The 20,916-nt window shown below is 40.6% G+C and carries 25 protein-coding genes; 18 read left to right on the top strand and 7 right to left on the bottom strand.

The annotated features are described in order from the left end of the window. Positions 1–779: 779 nt before the first annotated feature. On the bottom strand, positions 780–1,157 hold the full coding sequence (locus DOT_RS08350; protein ID WP_009617020.1) for a pyridoxamine 5'-phosphate oxidase family protein: 378 nt from the start codon (positions 1,155–1,157) through the stop codon (positions 780–782). A gap of 615 nt (positions 1,158–1,772) precedes the next feature. Between DOT_RS08350 and trxA the strand changes: the two genes are divergently transcribed. The 3 genes from trxA to DOT_RS27760 all read left to right on the top strand — a co-directional run bounded on the left by trxA (position 1,773) and on the right by DOT_RS27760 (position 2,960). Next, positions 1,773–2,102 carry a thioredoxin gene (gene trxA, locus DOT_RS08345; RefSeq protein WP_009617019.1) on the top strand — a complete coding sequence of 110 codons (330 nt, stop codon included), beginning with the start codon at positions 1,773–1,775 and terminating at the stop codon, positions 2,100–2,102. Positions 2,103–2,286: 184 nt separating this feature from the next. Next, complete coding sequence (locus DOT_RS08340; protein WP_009617018.1) at positions 2,287–2,610, top strand: radical SAM -containing domain protein; 324 nt, start codon at positions 2,287–2,289, stop codon at positions 2,608–2,610. Positions 2,611–2,765: 155 nt separating this feature from the next. Further along, complete coding sequence (locus tag DOT_RS27760; protein WP_009617017.1) at positions 2,766–2,960, top strand: hypothetical protein; 195 nt, start codon at positions 2,766–2,768, stop codon at positions 2,958–2,960. Positions 2,961–3,044: 84 nt separating this feature from the next. Here DOT_RS27760 and DOT_RS08330 read toward each other — a convergent pair whose 3' ends face one another. After that, positions 3,045–3,452, bottom strand: coding sequence for a response regulator (locus tag DOT_RS08330; protein ID WP_009617016.1), 408 nt, complete (start codon positions 3,450–3,452; stop codon positions 3,045–3,047). 151 nt (positions 3,453–3,603) lie between these two features. Here DOT_RS08330 and DOT_RS08325 point away from each other — a divergent pair, with 151 nt between their 5' ends. From DOT_RS08325 to DOT_RS08250, 14 genes are all read left to right on the top strand, one after another. After that, positions 3,604–3,933, top strand: a complete 330-nt coding sequence (locus DOT_RS08325; protein ID WP_009617015.1) for a helix-turn-helix transcriptional regulator — start codon at positions 3,604–3,606, stop codon at positions 3,931–3,933. A 71-nt stretch (positions 3,934–4,004) separates the two neighbouring features. Next, positions 4,005–4,826 carry a DUF3102 domain-containing protein gene (locus DOT_RS08320; protein ID WP_009617014.1) on the top strand — a complete coding sequence of 274 codons (822 nt, stop codon included), beginning with the start codon at positions 4,005–4,007 and terminating at the stop codon, positions 4,824–4,826. A 30-nt stretch (positions 4,827–4,856) separates the two neighbouring features. Next, complete coding sequence (locus DOT_RS08315; RefSeq protein ID WP_009617013.1) at positions 4,857–5,054, top strand: hemN1 domain protein; 198 nt, start codon at positions 4,857–4,859, stop codon at positions 5,052–5,054. 358 nt (positions 5,055–5,412) lie between these two features. Beyond that, a complete protein-coding gene (locus DOT_RS08310; protein ID WP_009617011.1) occupies positions 5,413–5,844 on the top strand; it encodes an Lrp/AsnC family transcriptional regulator in 432 nt (143 codons plus the stop codon). Positions 5,845–5,930: 86 nt separating this feature from the next. Then, on the top strand, positions 5,931–6,119 hold the full coding sequence (locus DOT_RS08305) for a hypothetical protein (protein ID WP_009617010.1): 189 nt from the start codon (positions 5,931–5,933) through the stop codon (positions 6,117–6,119). A 230-nt stretch (positions 6,120–6,349) separates the two neighbouring features. Next, on the top strand, positions 6,350–7,057 hold the full coding sequence (locus DOT_RS08300; RefSeq protein ID WP_040411645.1) for a hypothetical protein: 708 nt from the start codon (positions 6,350–6,352) through the stop codon (positions 7,055–7,057). Next, complete coding sequence (locus tag DOT_RS08295; RefSeq protein ID WP_207637037.1) at positions 7,026–7,535, top strand: hypothetical protein; 510 nt, start codon at positions 7,026–7,028, stop codon at positions 7,533–7,535. The genes DOT_RS08300 and DOT_RS08295 overlap by 32 nt, the downstream gene beginning before the upstream one ends. Positions 7,536–7,760: 225 nt before the next feature. Beyond that, positions 7,761–8,012, top strand: a complete 252-nt coding sequence (locus DOT_RS31390; RefSeq protein WP_207637036.1) for a hypothetical protein — start codon at positions 7,761–7,763, stop codon at positions 8,010–8,012. 456 nt (positions 8,013–8,468) lie between these two features. Next, positions 8,469–9,287, top strand: coding sequence for a lipocalin family protein (locus DOT_RS08280; protein ID WP_040411641.1), 819 nt, complete (start codon positions 8,469–8,471; stop codon positions 9,285–9,287). Positions 9,288–9,675: 388 nt separating this feature from the next. Then, the gene (locus DOT_RS08275; protein ID WP_050809847.1) at positions 9,676–10,098 is read left to right on the top strand and encodes a hypothetical protein; all 423 of its coding nucleotides are present in this window, start codon (positions 9,676–9,678) and stop codon (positions 10,096–10,098) included. Positions 10,099–10,935: 837 nt separating this feature from the next. After that, a complete protein-coding gene (locus DOT_RS08270; RefSeq protein ID WP_009616996.1) occupies positions 10,936–12,123 on the top strand; it encodes an MFS transporter in 1,188 nt (395 codons plus the stop codon). Between the two features lie 316 nt (positions 12,124–12,439). Next, entirely contained in the window at positions 12,440–14,296 is a 1,857-nt protein-coding gene (locus tag DOT_RS27750) for a sigma 54-interacting transcriptional regulator (protein WP_157998435.1), read from the top strand. 392 nt (positions 14,297–14,688) lie between these two features. Beyond that, positions 14,689–15,855 carry an iron-containing alcohol dehydrogenase gene (locus DOT_RS08255; RefSeq protein ID WP_009616990.1) on the top strand — a complete coding sequence of 389 codons (1,167 nt, stop codon included), beginning with the start codon at positions 14,689–14,691 and terminating at the stop codon, positions 15,853–15,855. A 486-nt stretch (positions 15,856–16,341) separates the two neighbouring features. Next, on the top strand, positions 16,342–16,716 hold the full coding sequence (locus DOT_RS08250; protein ID WP_009616985.1) for a radical SAM protein: 375 nt from the start codon (positions 16,342–16,344) through the stop codon (positions 16,714–16,716). Positions 16,717–16,965: 249 nt separating this feature from the next. Here DOT_RS08250 and DOT_RS27745 read toward each other — a convergent pair whose 3' ends face one another. The 5 genes from DOT_RS27745 to DOT_RS08225 form a co-directional block, all read right to left on the bottom strand. After that, positions 16,966–17,868, bottom strand: coding sequence for a DUF4825 domain-containing protein (locus tag DOT_RS27745; RefSeq protein ID WP_009616979.1), 903 nt, complete (start codon positions 17,866–17,868; stop codon positions 16,966–16,968). Between the two features lies 1 nt (position 17,869). Then, positions 17,870–18,187, bottom strand: coding sequence for a BlaI/MecI/CopY family transcriptional regulator (locus tag DOT_RS08240; RefSeq protein ID WP_050809846.1), 318 nt, complete (start codon positions 18,185–18,187; stop codon positions 17,870–17,872). Positions 18,188–18,202: 15 nt separating this feature from the next. Further along, positions 18,203–18,595, bottom strand: a complete 393-nt coding sequence (locus tag DOT_RS08235) for a VOC family protein (protein WP_009616975.1) — start codon at positions 18,593–18,595, stop codon at positions 18,203–18,205. After that, complete coding sequence (locus DOT_RS08230) at positions 18,588–18,926, bottom strand: TfoX/Sxy family protein (protein WP_009616973.1); 339 nt, start codon at positions 18,924–18,926, stop codon at positions 18,588–18,590. Before DOT_RS08230 ends, DOT_RS08235 begins: the two co-directional genes overlap by 8 nt. 139 nt (positions 18,927–19,065) lie before the next feature. After that, a complete protein-coding gene (locus DOT_RS08225; protein ID WP_009616971.1) occupies positions 19,066–19,896 on the bottom strand; it encodes a formamidopyrimidine-DNA glycosylase in 831 nt (276 codons plus the stop codon). 605 nt (positions 19,897–20,501) lie between these two features. Here DOT_RS08225 and rhuM point away from each other — a divergent pair. Beyond that, positions 20,502–20,916: RhuM family protein (gene rhuM, locus DOT_RS08220; protein WP_040411638.1), on the top strand; the 415-nt coding region annotated here is incomplete at its 3' end.

Here is a 20,916-nt window from a genome sequence, read left to right as displayed (position 1 = left end):
TTTTTCAGGATACCCTACGATGTATTTTTACCCATACTGCGTGATGACAATTTCAAATTTTTAAGTGAAGAGGAATTGCCTGCCGGCTATAAACCAGGAGAGCTGGTTTTTTAGTGAGGTAACATAGAATTTTCTGAGCTGAGGGTTAGGCTTTACGTAGAGTAAGCTATGCAAGATAGACTATCAAGCGGAAGGTTCGTGCTAATAGTGTATAATTTAAAGAATATTGTAAAAAGGAACAGTTGTTGGCAGGGTTTTACGGAAAAATGAAGAATTCAGGCAATAGAAAGTGTTTGCAGTTATACGAGCTATTAGAAATAGGATGCCAGATTTTCCACTCATGGGTGACCAACGTAAAAAAAAGTCAGAACTCAGCATGTCGAAGGTATACATAAAAAGAAAGCTTAAGTAGCGAACCAAATTGGCGCTAATAGTTATCCCAAATGTGGTGAGGAGCTGATCACGAGATAGGGTAAATATGGAGATTTTAAAGGGTGTAACAATTATCCGAAATGAAGGTTTACGATTTACCAACTAGGCGATGAATCCGGGTTTTGGTAAAAGTGGAGTCGATAGAGTTTAAGTATTGATAATGCCTAGCAAATGCGAATCAAAAAGAACTGATACGATAAAGATAGGTCATAGTTATAGATGGTAAATTGGATAAAACATCAGTGTTGAAAGGATTATTATCCAGACAACGTATAAAAGACAAAACCCTGCTGGTCTTGAAATCAACAGGGTTTTGCTTTTGCAAGCCGCAAATTCATAAATGTAAGTTAGATTGTCTGTATTGCGTGATTGATGGTGATCTCTAAAACTGCCCTAATCCAGACAAACTTGTTCTTCATCATTTCAAACTCTTCACCGTTTTTAATAAACCTAGCAGTACCTTTTACTAGGAATCCCGTACCCTTATTCATCTTGCCTTGGACTTCCCTGTTTCCAATAGTAAGCTGTACTTTGTTATTTGCGGTAATGTTTTTTTCGGTTCTATGCATGAATCCAGCAGGGATTAATAATTTGTTATCGGAAGTCACTTGTACATAACTGTTCCAGGTATTAACGACGTGAGGCTCATCTGCACCTTGAGTCACTATCGCCACAACTCCGTCGGCAGGGTGCGATAATACTTCCAATAGTGTTTCGTTAATCATTTATTATTGCCTCCTCTAAAAATTTTTTAGCCCACATAGTGAGTAGGGGATGGAGTGAAATTTGCTCCGCTCACCAGAGCGCCGTCGCTATTGCGCTAGATTACGAGGAGAGCTTAGGCAAAACCTCAGGGTAATACCTGAGGTGCGTCGCTCCTTGCCATCCTGCAAGAAGGCTAATACGTGCGACGAAGACACTGTCTTCGCACGGGTTAAACCTTCTTGCTACAGTGTCTTCGGGCACCGCGACATCAGTCCATCCGTGGACAAGTCCCATTGCCACGCTGCCCCCTCGTAATATTAGCGCAATTTAACGCGACTCTGCTCAATGGTTCGCTGCGCAAGCTTTCACTCCATCCCTGCTTATGGGTCGTACGGGGGTTAGAACTGATTATAGAAGTAGGAAGGCAGCACTCTCCACACTCAACCCACGCCTTAGCTTAAAAACGAAATGCGTTTTGATTGAGTGATTAGCTTGTTCTGTCACATGAAGGATCAAACCCATTTCAACGACTGCCTCTTTACTAGGACCAAGAGACTGCGATTAGAGTTTGTCGGAGTGCTTGATTGATCCATTTTGTTTGAATTTAGATATATTTTTAATGAGGAAATTTCAAAATGGCAAGTGCAAACGTTAAAACTTTTACTACAGCAAACTTTGAATCGGAGGTTCTGAAATCTGAGAAAGCGGTTTTAGTGGACTTTTGGGCTTCGTGGTGTAATCCATGCCGTATGGAAGCTCCTATCATCGATGAACTTGCTGATGAGTACCTCGGCCAAATTGTGGTAGGTAAGGTCGATGTGGATGATAATGGTCCTATTGTCAGCAACTATTCTGTCGTTAGTATTCCGACAATCTCTCTTTTCAAAGGGGGCAAGGTGGTTGACATGATCGCTGGTTTCCATGGAAAAAAGAAGCTTGTCAAAATGCTAAACGATCAGTTGTAATCCCAAGGCTGGGTCGAGCTTGCTTCTGGCCGCATAGGAGGACATAGAGTGCCCTTCATGTAGACTTAGGTTAATTGATTAATTTCATAGCTTCTATACTTATGATAACATTAGTACTCACCGGAGCGTTTTGGGCGTTGCGGTGGGTATTTTTTGTTCTAATTCATGCAGGAGTGGCAGGATAATGGTGGAATTAATGGGGAAAAGATTAAATCCTTTTGTTTTAAGTTTCGAACGACTAAAAAGTATTGCCGAGAAAATCATAGAACACTTGCCCCATTGCGAAAGGATTTCTATGTATGCCCGGATAACAAATATCAAAACAAAAACAACCGAAGAACTTAAAGTCCTGCGTTCCTTGGGGATTAACCATTTGTATATCGGGATTGAAACCGGTCATGATGAGACCCTAACTCGTATCCATAAAGGAACTCAGACAATGCAGGCGGTTAGAGGAAGCCGGAATTGCTTATCACGGAATTATTGTAAATGGACTGGCCGGCTGTAATAAAGAAGAAATCAGCGCCTTGGCAACGGCCAATCTTTTTAATCAGCTGAAGCCCAAAAGTATCGGGATAACTTCCCTGGTTCTCGTACCTGGTACAGATATGTAATGATAAAAAGCTCAGGGGTGAATTTGTTGAAGCCACCGAATACGAACGAGTGCAAGAATTGAAATACTTTATCGAACAGCTGGAGACTAATACCAAAGTCTTTGCCAATCATGTATCGATGGCGACTCCCGTACTCGGTAAAATCCCTGGAGATAAAACTAAGATCTTAGTGCTGCAAGACACTATCGATGATTTTGATGAAGATGAATTAAGGCTGTATCGAGAGCAGTTAAGAGAGTTGTAAATAATCAATTAAGAAATAAGGCCGCTATACCAATTTTGTTACATGTTATATGACTCGCGGCAATATGGTGCAATATCTTTGGATTTATTTTGAAAGCATTATATTATTATCCCTTTTGGACAGAACTTTATCTAATATCGCACCAATATGCTCCCGGCTACCGGGCTTGCATACTACTTGTAGTGGCTGGACTTGCCTGAATTGCTCATGATCATCTTCAGATGTCACAAATACTATGTTGCATGCTGACATGGAATCGTATTGCCGTATTTGCTTGGCGGTTTCGAGACCAGTCAGCTTTTTCATGCTGTTATCAAGAAACAGAAGGTCAAAGACCATGACATGCTTTTTTAGTTCTTCGAGAAGCTCTTCACCGCTGCCAAATTGGTGAATATCAAATAAGAACTCTTTTTCTTCCTCATATAAATGAATGAATGCCTCTAATAGCTGACGACACAACGGCCTGTCATCGCAAATGCCAATCGTAAACAAGATATCTTCCTCCAATACCTATTTGGATACAACTAAAAAGGTATTTTACCCATTATATATCTATAAAAATACAAATACAAGTGTATAAATACCTTTATACTTTGTTAAGAATACTATTCATACTTGATAAAGTTAAACAGGGTGATAAGATTTGGAGATTGATTACAAAGAATTAGGGGAACGGATTGCGAAAAGGCGTAAGGTATTAAATCTCACCCAGGATGACGTCGCGGAGGCCACGGGACTAAGCAATAACCACATTTCTAACATAGAAAACCATCATTCTATTCCCAGTATCGAAACATTGGTTAAAATATGTAATGCCTTGGACATTACGCCGGATTACTTCCTGCTGGGTGTTGTCAGAGAAACGAATGACAGCCTGCATTCTCAAATTAGTCAAAAAATCAAGCTGTGCGATAAGAAAAAGCTGGAACTAATTGATCATTTTATAACGTGGTTAGTTGACGAAAACCTATAGTTACGAGCTTTTTGGGGCATTTGCTGCCTTATACATTTTCCAGTGCAATACAATAGTATTGTACGCCGCCCATGATTGCGGCTGAAATAACCACGATTAAACACCAGACCGGGAAAATCCTCCTAACCTGCGCTATTGAGATCGGTCGGCGTTTGAAGGAGGCCAGGAATCTGATTCCCAATGGGAACTGGGGCAAGTGGCTTGAAGAGTCGGTCAGCTACTCCCAGAGCACGGCCGAAAGACTGATACGCATTTTTGATGCCTACGGCGCCCAAACGTCCCCCTCCCTCGACGGCGGAACGCAGGTACAAGGGCAAATGCTGCCGAACTTGAATTATAGTCAGGCTTTAATCCTTTTAGGAGTCCCGGAGGAGGAGCGGGCGCAGTTCATCGCCGAGCTTGATGTCGAGAGTATGTCTGTCCGCGAACTGAAAAAGGCGGTAAATGAGCGGAGCCAGGCCGTTAAGGAGCGGGATCAGGCCCTGCAGGAAAAGGCGGAACTCCAGAAGACTCTGGATGAGCAAGCGGGCAAAATGACCCAGCTGAGCACGGAGCGCGACAGCCTGAAGAGGAAGGCTGATGAGTCCGGGAAGTCCCAGACGGAGAGCGAGGCCAAAGCCGGGAAACTCCAGAAGGAGCTGCTCGCAATCAAGCAAAGTATAGATTTCAAGCAGGTTGAACGTCTGAACAAGAACCTTAATGCCGCGTATTTAAAGGCCCGGGGCAATAAAATCGTCTTTTTATACGAGAGCCTGGACAGAATCTTCAAGGACCTAATGTGGGAGATGAAAGAGCTTGCTGTCAAGGATCCGGAAGCACATGAAGTGTATCGAAATCCGGTGATTGATTTCTTGACGCCAAGTTTAAAAGAGAAAAATCTGAGCAGGATATAACGGCTTAAAAAGGCATCGGAGATTAACCATTTGTATATCGGGATTGAAACCGGTCATGATGAGACCTTAACTCGTATCCATAAAGGAAACACTGCCGACGAAGCAGTCAGACAGTGCAGGTGGTTAGAGGAAGCCGGAATTGCTTATCACGGAATTTATGTAAATGGACTGGCCGGCCGTAATAAAGGAGAAATCAACGCCTTGGAAACGGCCAAACTTTTTAATTAGCTTAAGCCCAAAAGTATCGGGATAACTCATTTTTAATGAAAATTCTTTGAAATATTGACCTGAACAATGCCCAGCAACAGGTTGCGACAAAGCCAACGGAAGCGAGAATTAGAGAGAAACTTGAAAGTGACAAAACAGACTTAACCACGGAAATTAGGTTTTAAAATTTAATTTCCGTGGTTCTTTTTTTACGATTGGTAAATAGATTCGTGAAATAATTGCCAAATCTAAATTATCAAAGAGATATCGATAAGCAATTTTAAGAAGATAGTTACTATTAGTAAAATTTTTTTAAAAGATAATTACTAATAGTTATTAAAATGAATGTTATGTTAAAATAATGTAAGGAGGGATTGAAATGGATAATACTGATATCGATATTATTAAGATATTGGAGAAAAATGGTAGGATTAGCCACGAAGAAATTGCTCAGAAGTTACATATGTCAAGGCCAGCGATCCATAAAAGAATCGAAAATCTGGAAAAAGAGGGGGTTATAACTGGATATCGAGCATTAGTAAACTGGCGAAAAGTTGGTCCATGTATTAGGTGTTTTATATTTATTAAGATAAATAAATGTAATTTTGATTATATAGCCCACGAAGTTACGACCCTTGATATTCCTGAAATAACAGTGGAGGAGTGTCATAGGATAGCTGGAGAATGGTGCATGGTTGTCAAAGTTAGAATTTCAACTCCAGAAGATACGACGAAATTACTTGACCATATATGGAAACTCGAAGGGATAATGGAGACATCGACAACGTTTGTAATTAACACAGTTTTATAAAGATTAAATTATTAGAGTATATTAAGAAACTAATATTTTAACCACTCTTAAGGTATTAGCTTTTTAAGCAATGAGGAGGGGTAATTATGAGGGATGATGAAAGAATTGAAATGTATTATAAGTTTGGATTATTAGACTGGAAAAATGAACAACAACTTGAAATTATGAAGGATAAACAAAGTAAAAAAGTATATTTGATTGATCTTTGGATTGCTTTAGAAAGGTTATTGGCTAGAATTATTAGACGTATTTTAACAGATAGAATTAGGAGTTAATTGGCTCGATCATTTATTGTAGTATGATTGAAGACAACAATTAGGCTGTTAGCCTCGTTGGTGTCCAATCAAGAGTTTTCTAGGCTAATCCTTTTGCCGAAGTACGTGTTAAAGCTTATAATTATGACTATAGTAATCCTTACGGCTTCCGCACATTCAAGCAAAACTCTACTTTTGCAGCCCATGGTTTTGTCCGACATGTTTTTTATCAAAATGGTAAACTTATTACCATGACAGCCGGTGACAATGGCTATATGGTTATTGAAACCTCTAACGTCGGCACAGCTCTTCAACCAAATCAGCCAAACCCCCTTAGTCCGGTAATCCCTGTTAATTTTAAACCCACTGATTCCCTAGTCGATCCCAATAGACCAGTAATTTATTTAACTGACAATACCAACCGAAGAATTTATGCCGTTAATTATAAGACCTTAACAGTTTCTTTCATTCAAGTGGATTTGCCGCCGGAAAGAATGGCCTTTGCCAATAACGAACTTTATGTAACCCTTATGCAGCGCGGTAATCAAAATTCACTTAGTCAAGAATCAACAGGAAAAGTTGGCATTATTGATGCTAATAGCTTTAACCTAACAAAGGAAATCCCACTTAACATGATTCCGGATGATATAGCAATTGAGGGTGGTAATATTTATATTGCTGCCTATACGAAAGATGGAATTAAAATTAACAGCTTCTCTTGCAGCACCGGTCAAATTGTTGACAAAACGACTCAGATAAGTGAGGCTTACACCAGTAACGTAAACCTTAATAACTCACACTTGTATTATCCAGGTGAGCGTCTTCTCGATTCACAAGGCTTTCCTCGTTTGATTGTTTCAGGAGATAAATTATATTTGATTGAGGAAGATCTATATTCCAGAAGTATTCTTAATGTCTATGTTTACAATGTTACTAACAGTATTTGGAGCTTCTCATGATTTGATGTTTCGTAACGAACAAAATACTAATATTCTACTTCTAAATAGTAATTTTCGCCTTTCTCCTGATGGTCAATATTTATTTAACGGTATTGGCAATGTATTTGATAAGGATTTAAATTATATTACCAAATTGGATTCTCACTTTACTGATATAGCATTTGATTCAATATATAATAGGTTTTATACGTCTAATACAAAATCTGCGGATAATATTTATCCCAGAACAATTAGTGTTTATGACAATTATCTAAATAGCTCAAGTAGTTTCACAAAAGTGGACACGTTATCTTTTTTAAGTAGAGAAATAACTTATATGGCTTTCCAAGATAGAAATTTAATTACTGTCTCCAAAAATGATTTTCCAAATTACTTTGATAACCAGTACTTTATACAAATTGTTCCTGTCGCCAAGGCAATTGAATTACCCACTACACAGCCGGTTGCCAAATATAATTCGTATACCTTAGCTTACTAGCGTCCTAATAGGGCCTGCTTGTAAGCTAATTTAATTTCTCGTGATGCTTTATCTGGCCCGCCCTGGTATACATTGATATGGGAACTATTGAAGCATGGAAAACGGGTCCCTTATTTCGTCCTTAAAGCAATTCGAAATCCAGGCACGAAAAAGAGTAATTCACATCCGGACGCAAGTTTTGACTTGGTTCTCTCGTCTTATGTTCTGCATGGGTTGAGTTCTGAATTGCGTCAAAGTATATTTGCTGAGGCCGGCAGGCTTTCCCGTGACCAGATTCTTTTTTACGATTATAACCAAAAGCGCCGATTATTTACGGATCTCATTGAATGGGCTGAAGGTGGAGATTACTTTGGATTTGTACGCCAGGGGGAAAAGGAAATGAGAAGTTATTTCTATGATGTCAATAAAATAAATGTTGGTCCCCAGACTGCGATATATCTTTGTTCGTCGTTGAGAAGAGTGCCAGTGATAAGATAGGACGAATGAACTTTTTGTATTGTTAAGTCTTCATCGGTGAGGCGAGATAGTAAACCAGAGGAAGACAACTCGGTATCCGCTTAGCCACCGCTTGAGATAAACTTGTCTAAAATTAGCCTGCTCAAGAAGAAAGTGAGTATTGTCCTCGAAAAAAAAGCTTACAAATGTACTTGCAAGGGTTGCTTTAGTGCTCGATATTTCCGGCTCAATGTCCAAGCTGTACAAAGGTGGGACTGTACAGAATTTACTCGATCGGATCACTGCGGTTGCCGGCCATTTCGATGATGATGGATTGCTTGATTTAAAGTGCTGTATTTATCATGTCATCCTTTATTCGTATGCTGCATGCATCACCGTATCTGGCATCCTGTTGATATTTACCTCAATGGTAACTGTATTACGAAACGCTTGTCTACTGTGGTTTCACAGTGATTTTACCTATGACAAGGCCAGGAAGTGAAAGAGGAGCTGGATAAGCGTTTAGATCGTGGGACATATTGGTGCATAAGCGTTGAAGGTATCGGATTAGTAGACCGGTGCCTTTTTTATTTGGTAAAGTGTGCAGCAATTGAACGGAATCCCACTAAACTAAGATACGGCGATAATCTATTATCGTTTTATGGTGAGAATGAAGATTCTTTTAGGGTGCATTTAATTGAAAAAGATGTTGAGATAAATCTAGATTTCAGCCCATTAAAGCCTATTTCTTTAATTGGTGGCAATGGTAAGCCGGATAATTTGTATTATTATTCGTTTACCCGAAATACTGTTCAAGGTCAAATTAAAACAGCTAATGGAACTGAGAATGTAATAGGGCAGGGCTGGTTTGATCATCAATGGGGACGAGATTATGGGTTGATGACAGGTATTGGCTGGAATTGGTTTGGTCTTCAGCTAAATGATGGTCGCGAACTACTTTTAAATGAACAGCGCTCGAATAAATCGACGAAAACTTTTTCTCCAATGGCTAATTTAATAGATAAGAAGGGTATTCTCCTTTTTACTAGAGACGTAGCATTTAAAGAACTTAGATATTGGCAAAGCCCTGATACTAATGCTAACTATCCTATAGAATGGGAGATTTTGATCCCCGAATTTTCGATCAACTTACACGTAAAGGCTCTGTTCCCCAATCAAGAAATGCCGATCATTGGTCCACTGCAGGCAATCTGGGAAGGCGCTTGTATCCTAAACGGAGAGGAAACCCTTCCAAATAACAAGATAAGATCACTAGATGGAAACGGTTTTATGGAGTTAGTTGGATATTTATTATAAGTAAATTTATAAATTAAAGGGATATAAGTTCTTGCGAAATGAGTTGAGACCTGATTGAATTTACACTACAGGATTTTGTTTTGCCACGTTTAGTAAAGTGTGGTTTTTTATTTGGTTAAAGGTATAATTATTTAATAAACAGGTAAATTGAATCGTTTAAGGTATTGTGATTTTTTTTAAATCTGAACATGAAAAAGTCCTTTTAACAATTTGGATTTTAGATCAAATCTCGAGCAAACTTGACGCCGGTCGAACTTCTGAGGAAACTACCCAATTTACTAAATTTTTATATTTTTAAGTGAGATTTTTTTATATATTCCCAGGTGTTGTCAGTCCCTATATAGTATTTTTCTAAACAACGTGAAAGGGCATGTTGGCGGTTTCAATTATGATGAGAGCAATTAGAATGAATCAAAGAAAAAATTTTATCCTAGGTGAATTATTCCATCTTATAACGGGTTCGGCTTTAAGTTTAGTGCAGCTTGAGGTTTTAAAAAAATACGGTAAAGATCACCATTTAGTTAAAGGCGGAGGCACAGGACTCATTACCTGGGGTGTGCTATATAATTTCGGACAAAGGATGGACTTCTTCACACGTAGGGCACATTTAACAAAGACCAAATATGCTTCACTTTTGAATCATCTTGTGTATGGCCTAGTATCCTCTCAAACTATTGTGACCTTAGCTGACCCCTCAATTTTCAAGAAAAAAGAGTCCGAACAAGTGACTACTAGTTCAGCCCAACCACATTATATCCCTGGATTGCCCCCCACCACTGAAAGTGAAGAAACTGAGCTAGCTATACATTAATTCGACGTCCTTGATGCATTGATAAATACTGCCTACCAAAACGTATTTTTAACAGACTTGTTTATAAGTATATGTTAATGATGCGCTTGGCGACTCCACGCACCACTCTCTGAAAAGGGAACATGACTATAAAAATATAGCTCTTTTATCGTGACGATGCACGTTGGCGTTACTTCATTGAAAGTTTTTAGTGTAGCTTTATGTCTCAGACAGGGCGTTGTGAGGTCGCCGCGAGGATTGAGAGGCTGAAAGGCTGATAAATAAAGGGTTTGAGACGCTTAATTAATTTTCAAGTTTTGGATAGCCCTGAGTGTATAAAAAAGATGTACCTTTTTAGCGCAGGTAGGATCTTAAAAGAAGGATTCAATCTGTGCTTTTGTTTAAACAAATGTATTGATGCTTAGTTGTAAATATGTTACCTTTATTTTGAGGTAATAAAATATAGAAGTTAATTGGAAAACTTAGTGCCTATGAAAGAATTATGACTGATGCCGTGTGTATTTAAGATTGTTGAAAGGAGTTGCTTCTTCTCCAAAACGAAAGCAGTCCCTTTACAAAATAACTTTCCCCAAACCAGAAGTATTGCCTTGTTAAGCTATATCAATAGTTGCTCCTTGGCGTAAGAAAGGCAAAAAAGGAGGTTTTTATTGTGTCAAACAACTATAAGTTGGAGATTCAAGTTGTGGCTACCTGTAACGCAAATAAGCTTTCACCACCACAATCTGTAAGTAGCGTCAATACCAAATACAATCTTTTCTAGCCAGAAGGATTGCCTACTTACACTAAATAATTGGTGGTGTCCTCCTTGGCTCGAAAAGAGAACAAGGAGATAATCGGATGTTTAAGGATAAAACTCTCTTGGGATTGGTTGTAGCGGTAGTGTTAATGATGGTCGGAGTAGGCATGGTAGTCAGTCTATTGCCGCAGCGAGTTGTCGATTTGGATGGAAATGGACGATCAGTTGGGTATATAGCGTCGGCCTTTGCCTTCTCATATCTGTTACTTCAAGTTCCTATCGGCCGCTTGTCGGATAAGATAGGATTCAAGCCGTTACTCATTGCTGGATATTTGCTATGTTTTCTTACTGGACTGGTGTTTTACTTTGCAACAAGCTCTAACATGATATTTTTTGCCAGGCTTTTACAAGGTGCTGGCGAAGCACCGGTTTGGGCATTGGCCCCGGCGTTGCTATCGCTAAGATTTCCTCTGGCTAAGGGGAAAGTAATGGGGATATATAACGCGGCCTTTCATTTGGGCCTTACTGTAGGGCCTTTTCTAGGTGTAGTATTGGCGAAGGGATTAAACGGCCATGAGATATTCCTAGTTTACTCTTTTTCCTGTTTAGTGGGCGCGATTGTAATCTATTTTCTAGTAGAGACTCCTGCTAAGAAGGAAGAGCAGACAATCGACCTATTAGATTATTATCAAAACATATTGGAACTGGTAAAACAGCAACAGACGTTGATTTGTTTTATGGGAATCACTTTATACGGAGCGGGTTACGGCATCTTTCACACAACAATTCCCGCATTTCTGTTACAAGAAAAGGCTTTTAGTGCAGTTGATATCGGCGTGTTTTTTTCACTGTTCTATGTAGCTATAAGCCTTTCACAAATTATTACTGGGTCATTATCGGACAGATTTGGTCGGAATAGTTTTATGATTTTAGGGCTACTTATCGCTGCTGTTGGGATCATTGTTTCGCCAGTCTTCAGCTTTCCGTTGATCTTATTGGTGCTAGCTATATCAAGTCTAGGGGTGGGGGTTTTTCATCTCGCTTCAATGGCCTTCTTGAACGAATCTGTACCTGATTCTTTAAAAGGCACAATTTTGGGGACATATTATCTTTTTTGGGGCGTCGGTATGTTTTTCGGTCCCCCAATAATGACCCGGATAGCGGCGTCAGTTAGTTTTCAGGTATCAATGGCTGCTTATTCATTTCTTATACTTCTGGTTGCAGTTGGGATGATGAAGATATTGGGGTGGAAAAGTAAGTGCCAGGCTCCGAACAAAAGAACTAGATAAGTAAAATATTTACAATTTAAGCGCCTTCTGTTAGCATAATAACAGGTGGTGCTTTTTTATGTATAGAAAATAAATATAGCTTTATTATTGACGTGACAACGCACGTTGGTGTTACTTCATTGAATATTTATAAACATGTTTCATTTCTATTTATAAATCAATATTGATTATTTTCAATTTTTCGGGAGGAAATATAAAATAATTGAAGAAATATCAGAATTAATTGTAAAGTCTATTACCTGATTAAATTAAGTATTGCCACGTAAAAACGTAATTTATCCTTTGGAGGGGTTCGATGCCAAATATTGACCTGTATATGTTTGAAAATTATATCCAAAAAAAAGATGTTAATTTGATTAGTACCGGGTTATGGGAAATGACATTTGAGGATGGCAGTTTACTAGCTTCCGGCAATAAAGTCATGTGGACAGAAGCATTTCGCAAATTACTTGGCTTTAGCAATGAATCAGACTTTCCTGGAGTTCTGGAGAGCTGGATATCAAGAATTCACTCGGACGATCGTGAGCGGGTATTGCAGGCTTTTACTTCCCATGTAGGAGATTATTCCGGCCAGACTTCTTTTGATGAGCAATACCGGTTGTGCTTAAAGAATAACCAGTATCGCTGGTTTCGAACAGTTGGTGACACAGTCCGGAATGAACAAGGGGTTCCTCTGCGCTTTACCGGCAGTTCATTTTATATTCATGATCAGAGAAAGAAAGAACAAGAAATGGAGTTCATGATAATTCGTTTTGAACTGATCAGCCGTGCCTTGACTGAAGGTCCTTGGGATATGGAGGTTGTTGCCGGCGACCCGATTAATCCTACTAATGTGATTTGGTGGTCGCCGCAATTTCGCAATCTGATAGGATACAGTGATGAAGATGATTTCCCCAACGTGCTAAGTAGTTGGAGTAACAGGCTTCATCCAGAGGACAAGGAGATGGCCTTAAATGCTGTATTTGACCATTTAAATGATTATAGCGGAAATACTCCTTATTCGAATGATTATCGTCTCTGTCTCAAAAACGGCGAGTATCGCTGGTTTCACGCTCATGGTTACACTTTACGGGATGAACAAGGCGTACCATTACGTGTTGCTGGTACAATAAGGGATATAGAGCATGAAAGACAAAAAGCCAAAGATTCAGAGGCTAAGTTGAACCGCTATTGCGAGATTGTTAATACCCTTACTAAAAAGCAAGGCTTAGACCCCAACCTTACATTTGTCAGTTCTGAAATGAAGGAATTAGTGAAAAGTATTGAAAAATATGCTAAAGTCGATGCCCCTATTTTGATTACAGGCGAATCTGGCGTGGGCAAGGAGGTTGTCACTGATTTGATTCATAATTTCAGTGACCGCAAGGAGGCTCCTTTTTTAAAGATAAACTGCGGAGCTATTCCCGAGGCCTTACTGGAATCGGAATTGTTTGGTTATGATGAAGGTGCTTTTAGCGGTGCAAAAAAGGGCGGCAAAATCGGTTTTTTTGAATTAGCGGATAACGGTACGGTACTACTTGATGAAATTGGTGATCTTCCTCTGCAGCTTCAAGTAAAACTGCTGCGTTTCGTTCAGAACCATGATTTTTATAAAATTGGCGGTAAGCGTTTAATAAAGGTTAACACCAGAATTGTGGCTGCCACAAACCGCGATCTAGAAAGTATGGTTCAGAATAAAGAATTTCGTTCCGATTTATTCTACCGGTTACATGTCTTAACAATTCATATCCCTGCTCTTCGCGAACGCCCTAGTGATATTATTCCTTTAACAAACTATTTCCTAAACAAATTCAACGAAACATACCACACCAGTAAAACACTTTCACCCGAGGTGTATAAAATTTTTAGTAAATATTTATGGCCGGGAAATGTACGTGAGTTGGAAAATCTAATGGAACGGTTAATTGTCACAGCAGAGATGGATACAATTACATCAGAATGTATACCGCAAGCTATAAGAAATTTTGTGATTGATACCAAGACAAATAACGTGTCACGGAGCATTATAACCTATAAACAAGCCAAAGAGCAGTTTGAACGGCAATATTTCCAACAAGCTATTGAAAAATATGGCTCAACAAGGAAAGCGGCTGAACAAATTGAAGTCGACCATTCAACTATTGTTAAAAAAGCTTCTAAATATGGAATTGATTTATTACATTGGCGAAGGTGATCTTAAGGACTAGACGGTGAATTTTGTCACCAATGGGGGGTTTTCGGACAATTGAATAGACGATGATTTTATGTTTTGTGGTGAATGTTTTCACCACTTCTTTTTTTGGGCGTCAGGCACGATTATTTACAGGTGGCAAAAGTACTTCCGAAAATTTCGAAACTGATAGGCTGCAGGGCGGGCCTCTGGGCCTTCAGAATTGTTAGCGGTAAGTTCGTTTAAGACATCATTTAATTAATTTTCAAAAGCCCCTTAATTGGCATAAAAGTTGCAGTATTTGCACTACGACTCAAATTTTCAGCTTCTAGGAGGTGGGCACTGCAGCGGTTAAGTGAATTCCATTCAGATAAAGCAATTAGACGTATTAATAAAAAAAAGGGGAGGATATAATAATGAATCTAGGAGAACAAGTTTTTGGTTATTTTGTGCCCACTGTAAATCTCATGGGGGTTGGTGCTCATAAAGAAATTCCTGCTCAAGTGAAAGCCCTCGGGGGCAGCCATGTTTTGCTCGTTACGGATACTTTCCTCGGCCGCCCTGGAGGGATGGCAGACGATATTAAGGCAATGCTGGAAGCTGAAGGAATTAAAGTTACAACTTATGCCGGAGCTGAACCGAACCCAACCGATAAAAATGTTCATGATGGTTTGAAGGTTTATCAAGATTGTGGAGCAGACTTATTATTATCCTTAGGTGGCGGCAGTTCCCACGACTGCGCTAAAGGAATTGGCTTGGTAGCTACCAATGGGGGGAATATTAGAGACTTCGAGGGCCTAAACAAATCCACCAAACCAATGGTCCCGCTTATTGCCGTAAACACAACTGCCGGAACCGGCTCCGAAATGACTCGTTTTGCCGTGATAACCAATACCTCAAACCATGTAAAAATGGCTATAGGAGATTGGCGTGTTACTCCAAACATAGCGGTCAACGACCCTTTATTAATGGTTGGGATGCCCCCTGCCCTAACAGCGGCAACTGGAATGGACGCTTTAACCCATGCTGTAGAAGCTTACGTTTCAATCATTGCTACCCCGGTCACAGATTCTGCTGCTTTAATGGCCATCAAGTTAATTGCCAGGTATCTGCGCAGTGCAGTAGCAAATGGGCAAAGTATTGAAGCTCGGGATAAAATGGCCTATGCTGAATTTTTAGCCGGCATGGCCTTTAACAATGCTGCTCTTGGCTATGTTCATGCGATGGCTCACCAATTAGGAGGGTTATATAATCTTCCCCACGGTGTATGTAATGCTATTCTATTACCCCATGTCGAGGAGTTTAATCTAATTGCTTGTCCAGAGCGCTTTGCAGATATAGCCGTTGCAATGGGCGAAAATATCGAAGGTCTATCGGTTCGTGAAGCTGCTACTAAAGCTATCTCGGCTATTAAGACGTTATCTGCCGATGTGGGGATTCCTTCAGGACTTTCGAAACTAAATGTTAAGGAAGAAGATTTTCAAGTTATGGCCCAAAATGCAATGAAAGATATATGCAGTTTAACTAACCCACGGTTAGCAACTTTAGATGATGTAATTTCGATTTATAAATCTGCTATGTAAAGAGCTAGGTTTAGAAAAAGTGGGTCTTTCTCAAAATGATGTTTTATACACCGATACCAATGCAGCTACTTCAACACTACTCTTAAACTAATGCTAAAATAAGAAATAGGCTAGGATGTTTCGCTAAAGAATCCTGGCCTATTTCTTATTTTTCTAATCCATTAAATACTTTTGGGCTATTACACATTCTACTTCAATTGAATTTGGTAAAGTTCATTTGTTCCGGATTTCCCAGTCACAAGTTTATAGCAAGTAGCATCTGTCGGTAATTCGTAGACCCAATTGCCATTTTCTCTAATGAGCGTTTTGGGCGTTTGCGGTTTTGTACGTTTATTGACCACTCAATGCAGGAAATAAAGGATAATTATGGGATTAGAAGAAGAATGGATTTGAACATAGCTGCACGATTTCGGCTACATCAGCGAAAGTAAATCACCCTTGCAGAATTACTGATTAAACTCGATAGAACATAGTTGGAGGTTTGACATGCTCGACTTCCCGGAACGGCATCGTGATGATATTACAACTGTACTTGATACAAAAGAAGCCATGACGATCATCGACAAGATTGCCGATGCCGGAGTTTTCCAATTGGCTATCGGTGGTGGGGAGCCCTTGATGCGGGAAGATATTATCAGCATTGTTGCCAGGGCTCACGAAAGGAAACTGGTAGTTCATGTTACGACAGGCAGGTATCTGCATGAACTTGATGATCTAAGAGAGCTTGCAAAATATATTAAGTGCTTGCAGATCGGAATTAAGCAGGAGGAATTGCTTAAGCATCCAGAAAACGAAAAGGAAAAGCTGGTCCAGCTCATTGCTTTGACCAGAGAGCTAGGCCTAGATATTGGAGCTAATTGATATTATCCAACTCTACGCTAAGTGAATTTGAGTACATCATTGATTTGCTGGCAGCTGTAGGGTCAAAATCCTATGAAACAATGATTGCCTTTGCAATATCTAATACAAGTTTGGCGACTTTGAATTATGTTTTTCTGCCTTTAAAATAAGTGAATGCATGGGGTAGAGATTCAAGGGAGCGCTGTCCGTGGCACTCAATACTTGAAAATTCATGGAGGTCTCCTTTGTGGATTTTTGTAAACGCGGCTGTTAGGGATTTGACATCCCGTTCATCAGTTTTACGATATCATTATAGAGTTTATTATCCAGCCTGCTGTAAGACGGATTATTTCCATTTCCACCCTGCAAACAGGCAAATCCATCGAGCAAAAAGGCGTAATAATCCCTTGCACTCCTGGAACCGTTTGCGGTATAGGTGGCCTGTATAAGATAGCACTCGTCGAGCGATCTGGTATCAAGCCCTTCATACAAGGTAGATTTAATTGCAGAATTGAAGATAACGTATTCAACAAGCTTTTTATCGGCACCTCTTACGGGAGAGATTCCTGCCAGTACCTTGCCGTTTTTGCCAAGTTTCATCAGCGCATAACTTGTTTCTACTTTTACCGGTCCAGGTGTTGGCGCCTGCCCGAAGAGCAGCTTGGCGAATTCCTCCTCACTGCCGGCAAACTCCCGGACATCCCTGCCGTAACGCTCATCGGCCAGGATTCTGCTGTAGACAAACGAATTACCGTTATTTTCACCCGGCAGGTTAAAATTGATGACCTCTACATTATCAATCAGCGCAAACATAACGGCTGCGTCAGTTGCCAACTGTTCGCGGCTTATAGGATTGGAGCGGTATTCTTCTTCTTGGAAAGCGGCGTCTGTTTTAAGGTTGACTGTAATCTCATACGGTTCGAAATCCGTCTGGAGTGCAAAAGAATCGTAACGGACTCCCTCGGGAAATTGCAAAAGGGCAATGATGTTGCCTACCTTGGAGTTGTTACCCACATATGCAGTCTGATGCTGAAGGAATTGCCGGGCCAGGCTTGATCCGGGTGCCATTTCTTTCGGATTGGGTGCCAACACGGCGGATACGGCTACGACCAAAGCCACTGCAGCTATTACCACCCAAAAAAATGGACGCTTATACTTAAGAACATTTGCCATGCTACTCCTCCTTATGCCGGTCGATCAGGCTTTTGATCTCCTGGGCTTCCTTAGCACTGAGCTTTTTGTTGCCAAGGAAAGACGCAATAAACTGGGGTAGTGAACCACCAAAGCTTTTTTCCAGCACTGCGTGGCTCTTGTACTGTTGAATTTGCTCCCGCTTAACGGGAGCGGAGACGATGGAGTTATCGTTTTGCAGAATTCCCCGGTTACAAAGCTTTTTCAACACGGTATAGGTGGTGGTACGTTTCCATCCAAGTTCATGTTCACAGAGCTTCGCCAGCTCACCCGACTGGATCGGTTCGTTTTCCCAAACGATGCTGGCTAAGTGTTATTACTTTCCGCCAAAAGATGATATTTCGATTAAATTTCCATCAGGATCTGCAACGTAACTGGTCCGCTGGCCCCAAGGTTCGTTGGTTGGGGGGAACACGGGTGTCGCACCGGCTGCCACGATTCTTTGGTATTCTATATCCACTTCGTCAAATGTCGGTAAATCAAACGACAATTCCATTGTCCCATTCAGATTGCCGGGATAGGTATAGGTCTTGGCGGTCATGACTTCAAAGTTTTGGCGGCTGTACATAATTAAACGCATTTCGCCGGAATAAAGTTCGGCATTGGCATCGCCGTTCCAATCAGTTGTCATACCCATGACATCCCGGTAAAAAGATACCATCGTATTCATATCATTGACAAACAAGCCAACGGCATTCATTTTAAGCATCCCGATTCATTCCTTTCTTTTTCTTCGGCTTGGGGGTCGGCAATTCAGCACAGGTTACTTGGGTTAACTCTTTGAGTACTTGTCTGTTATCCAATTCATGAATTAAAAAACAAGGACTTGCACCCGGATAAGGCGGTGCGGTTTCACAGTCAGGCATCAATTTTTTTCCGGCTTCCGTAATTTTCACAAAAAACTGGTCATCACAAACACAGGCGAAGTATTTTCCATCACAGTAAAATCCGTATTCCCCAAACATTTTCCGATAGGTAATCTCGCCGGAATCGCTTAATTGGTCATAGATATATGTCACAAATTCTAAACTTGAAGCCATACTCCATTCCTCCTTCTATCGAGGATCCATTGTAATGCTCAAATCAGGACAGCTATATGTCATGTTCCAATTATCTGGCAGGCATCAGTATTGTTCAGGCCAGGCAGAATAAAAACTTTAAAGAAGGTGATACCATCCGTTATTCATTTAGCGGCTGGCATCCATGACACCAGTAGATCGCGCCGCCCATGTAGGCGGCTTTCTTTATTTCCGTGCCGCAGACGGGGCAGGGTTTTCCAACGGTATTTCTACTGAGAAGTGTCCTATACCCACCGGGGTTGCCAAACAGATCTTTTTCGGTGTCACGGCCTCCCAGTCTTGTCATTTCTACAAGCGTTTCTTTTACTGAGCGGAACAGCCTGTTATACTCTCCCTCCGACAGTGTTCCCATTTTACGCTTCGGGTGGATGCCGGAATCGAACAAAACATCCTGCAGCACACCGTTCCCGAGGCCGGGGATGCGCTGCTCCGTAGCGAGAAAAGCCTTGGCTGACAGTTTCTCCGTACCGCCGGTGCGCAGAGCGTCAAAGTAAGCACTGTCGAAGGCGTCGGTTAGGGGCTGTGGTTTTTCTTTGGCAACGAGATAGTATTTATTGTCATTTTCGCCGTCCATAAAAACAAGCACTGCGCCGTACATCTGGACCGAGCAGACAAGGGCGCTTCCGTCATCAAGCTCGATCAGGAGCTGGTGTTTCGACGGCGCTTTATTCTGCTCATCGTAATAACGCAGGTTAGCCCCGTCGCCGAGGACGATGCGGCGCTCGCCGACGGAGATCTCAACCATTGCCCCGATACCGAAGCTGTCCCCAATGACCTGCTTGGTGAGTAGTTTATTATAATCCGCCGGGTCGCCGTGATAAAACGCGAACTTATGGGGAGATGCATTGGCGACGACCCTAAGGATCGTTCTGCGGCGCACCGTTTCATTCAACTGTCTGGCGATAGTCGTACTTTCGGGGATTTCAATCATTTTCCTGGCACCTCTGCAACAAAGTAATAAACCAGGTAACTTTTGATTTGAAAGATTAGACCGCTCTTGGTTAATTCGCTACTGGCAATTGTGCTGTACTTTTTGCGTTTGTCTTTATTTGCCTGTAGAATTCGCCATAAATTGGAATAATCCTTTATTGGGGCAGAAAGCTCGATTCAATTTGACTGTAGTTTAACATAAATTATGGTATATACTGAGTAGGAAACGGAAAAGATTGGAGTTGGAAAGATGCGCAACTTTTCTTGCTAATATGATGAATTAGGAGTATATGATGCTTTAGCGGCTGTAAGCTTCTTGTTTCATTGTGCTCCGATAGCAAGAAAGTTAAGACATCTTGAGACTCTCAAACAGAAAAGTACATTTTAAAGAGATGCTGGGATTTTTTTAGATGTACTGTGATATTTTGGGATCAGAGGCTGCACGAAAAAGTAATCTTCAGCTTTGGTTAGGATTACATTAATTATTTTGCGAGTGTAAACTAAGAGCTTTTGGGACCAAATATAGGTTTGGGGGTTGACCTGAACATATGTTTGGTTTTGTTATTATATCGTGACAATTATTTACAATATTTTGGAGGGATTGCTGTGAAGGATAATAAGAAAAAAGCCGAGAATAGACTGCGAATCAGAAATAGTACAGCAGAATTTTTAATATTCACTTCACAGGCAAACGAAAATACAATAGAAGTTCGAGTTGAAGATGAAACGGTTTGGCTCACCCAAAAACTAATTGCCGAACTTTTTGGTGTGGATCTTAGGACGGTAAATGACCATTTGAAAAATATTTACGCTGAGGGTGAACTAGTGGAAGAAGCAACTATCCGGAAAAACCGGATAGTTCAAAAAGAGGGAAACAGAGAAGTTAGAAGAGATGTTTTATTCTATAACCTCGACGCCATCATTTCAGTTGGTTATCGGGTGAATTCACTCAGAGCAACTCAGTTTCGACAATGGGCAACAGGAGTATTGCGTACTTTCGCCATCCGAGGATATATATTGG

It is taken from the genome of Desulfosporosinus sp. OT (genome assembly GCF_000224515.1).
GTDB lineage: Bacteria > Bacillota > Desulfitobacteriia > Desulfitobacteriales > Desulfitobacteriaceae > Desulfosporosinus.
The sequence above is the reverse complement of the archived record's forward strand: the minus strand, read 5'-3'. Positions and strand labels throughout refer to the sequence as shown.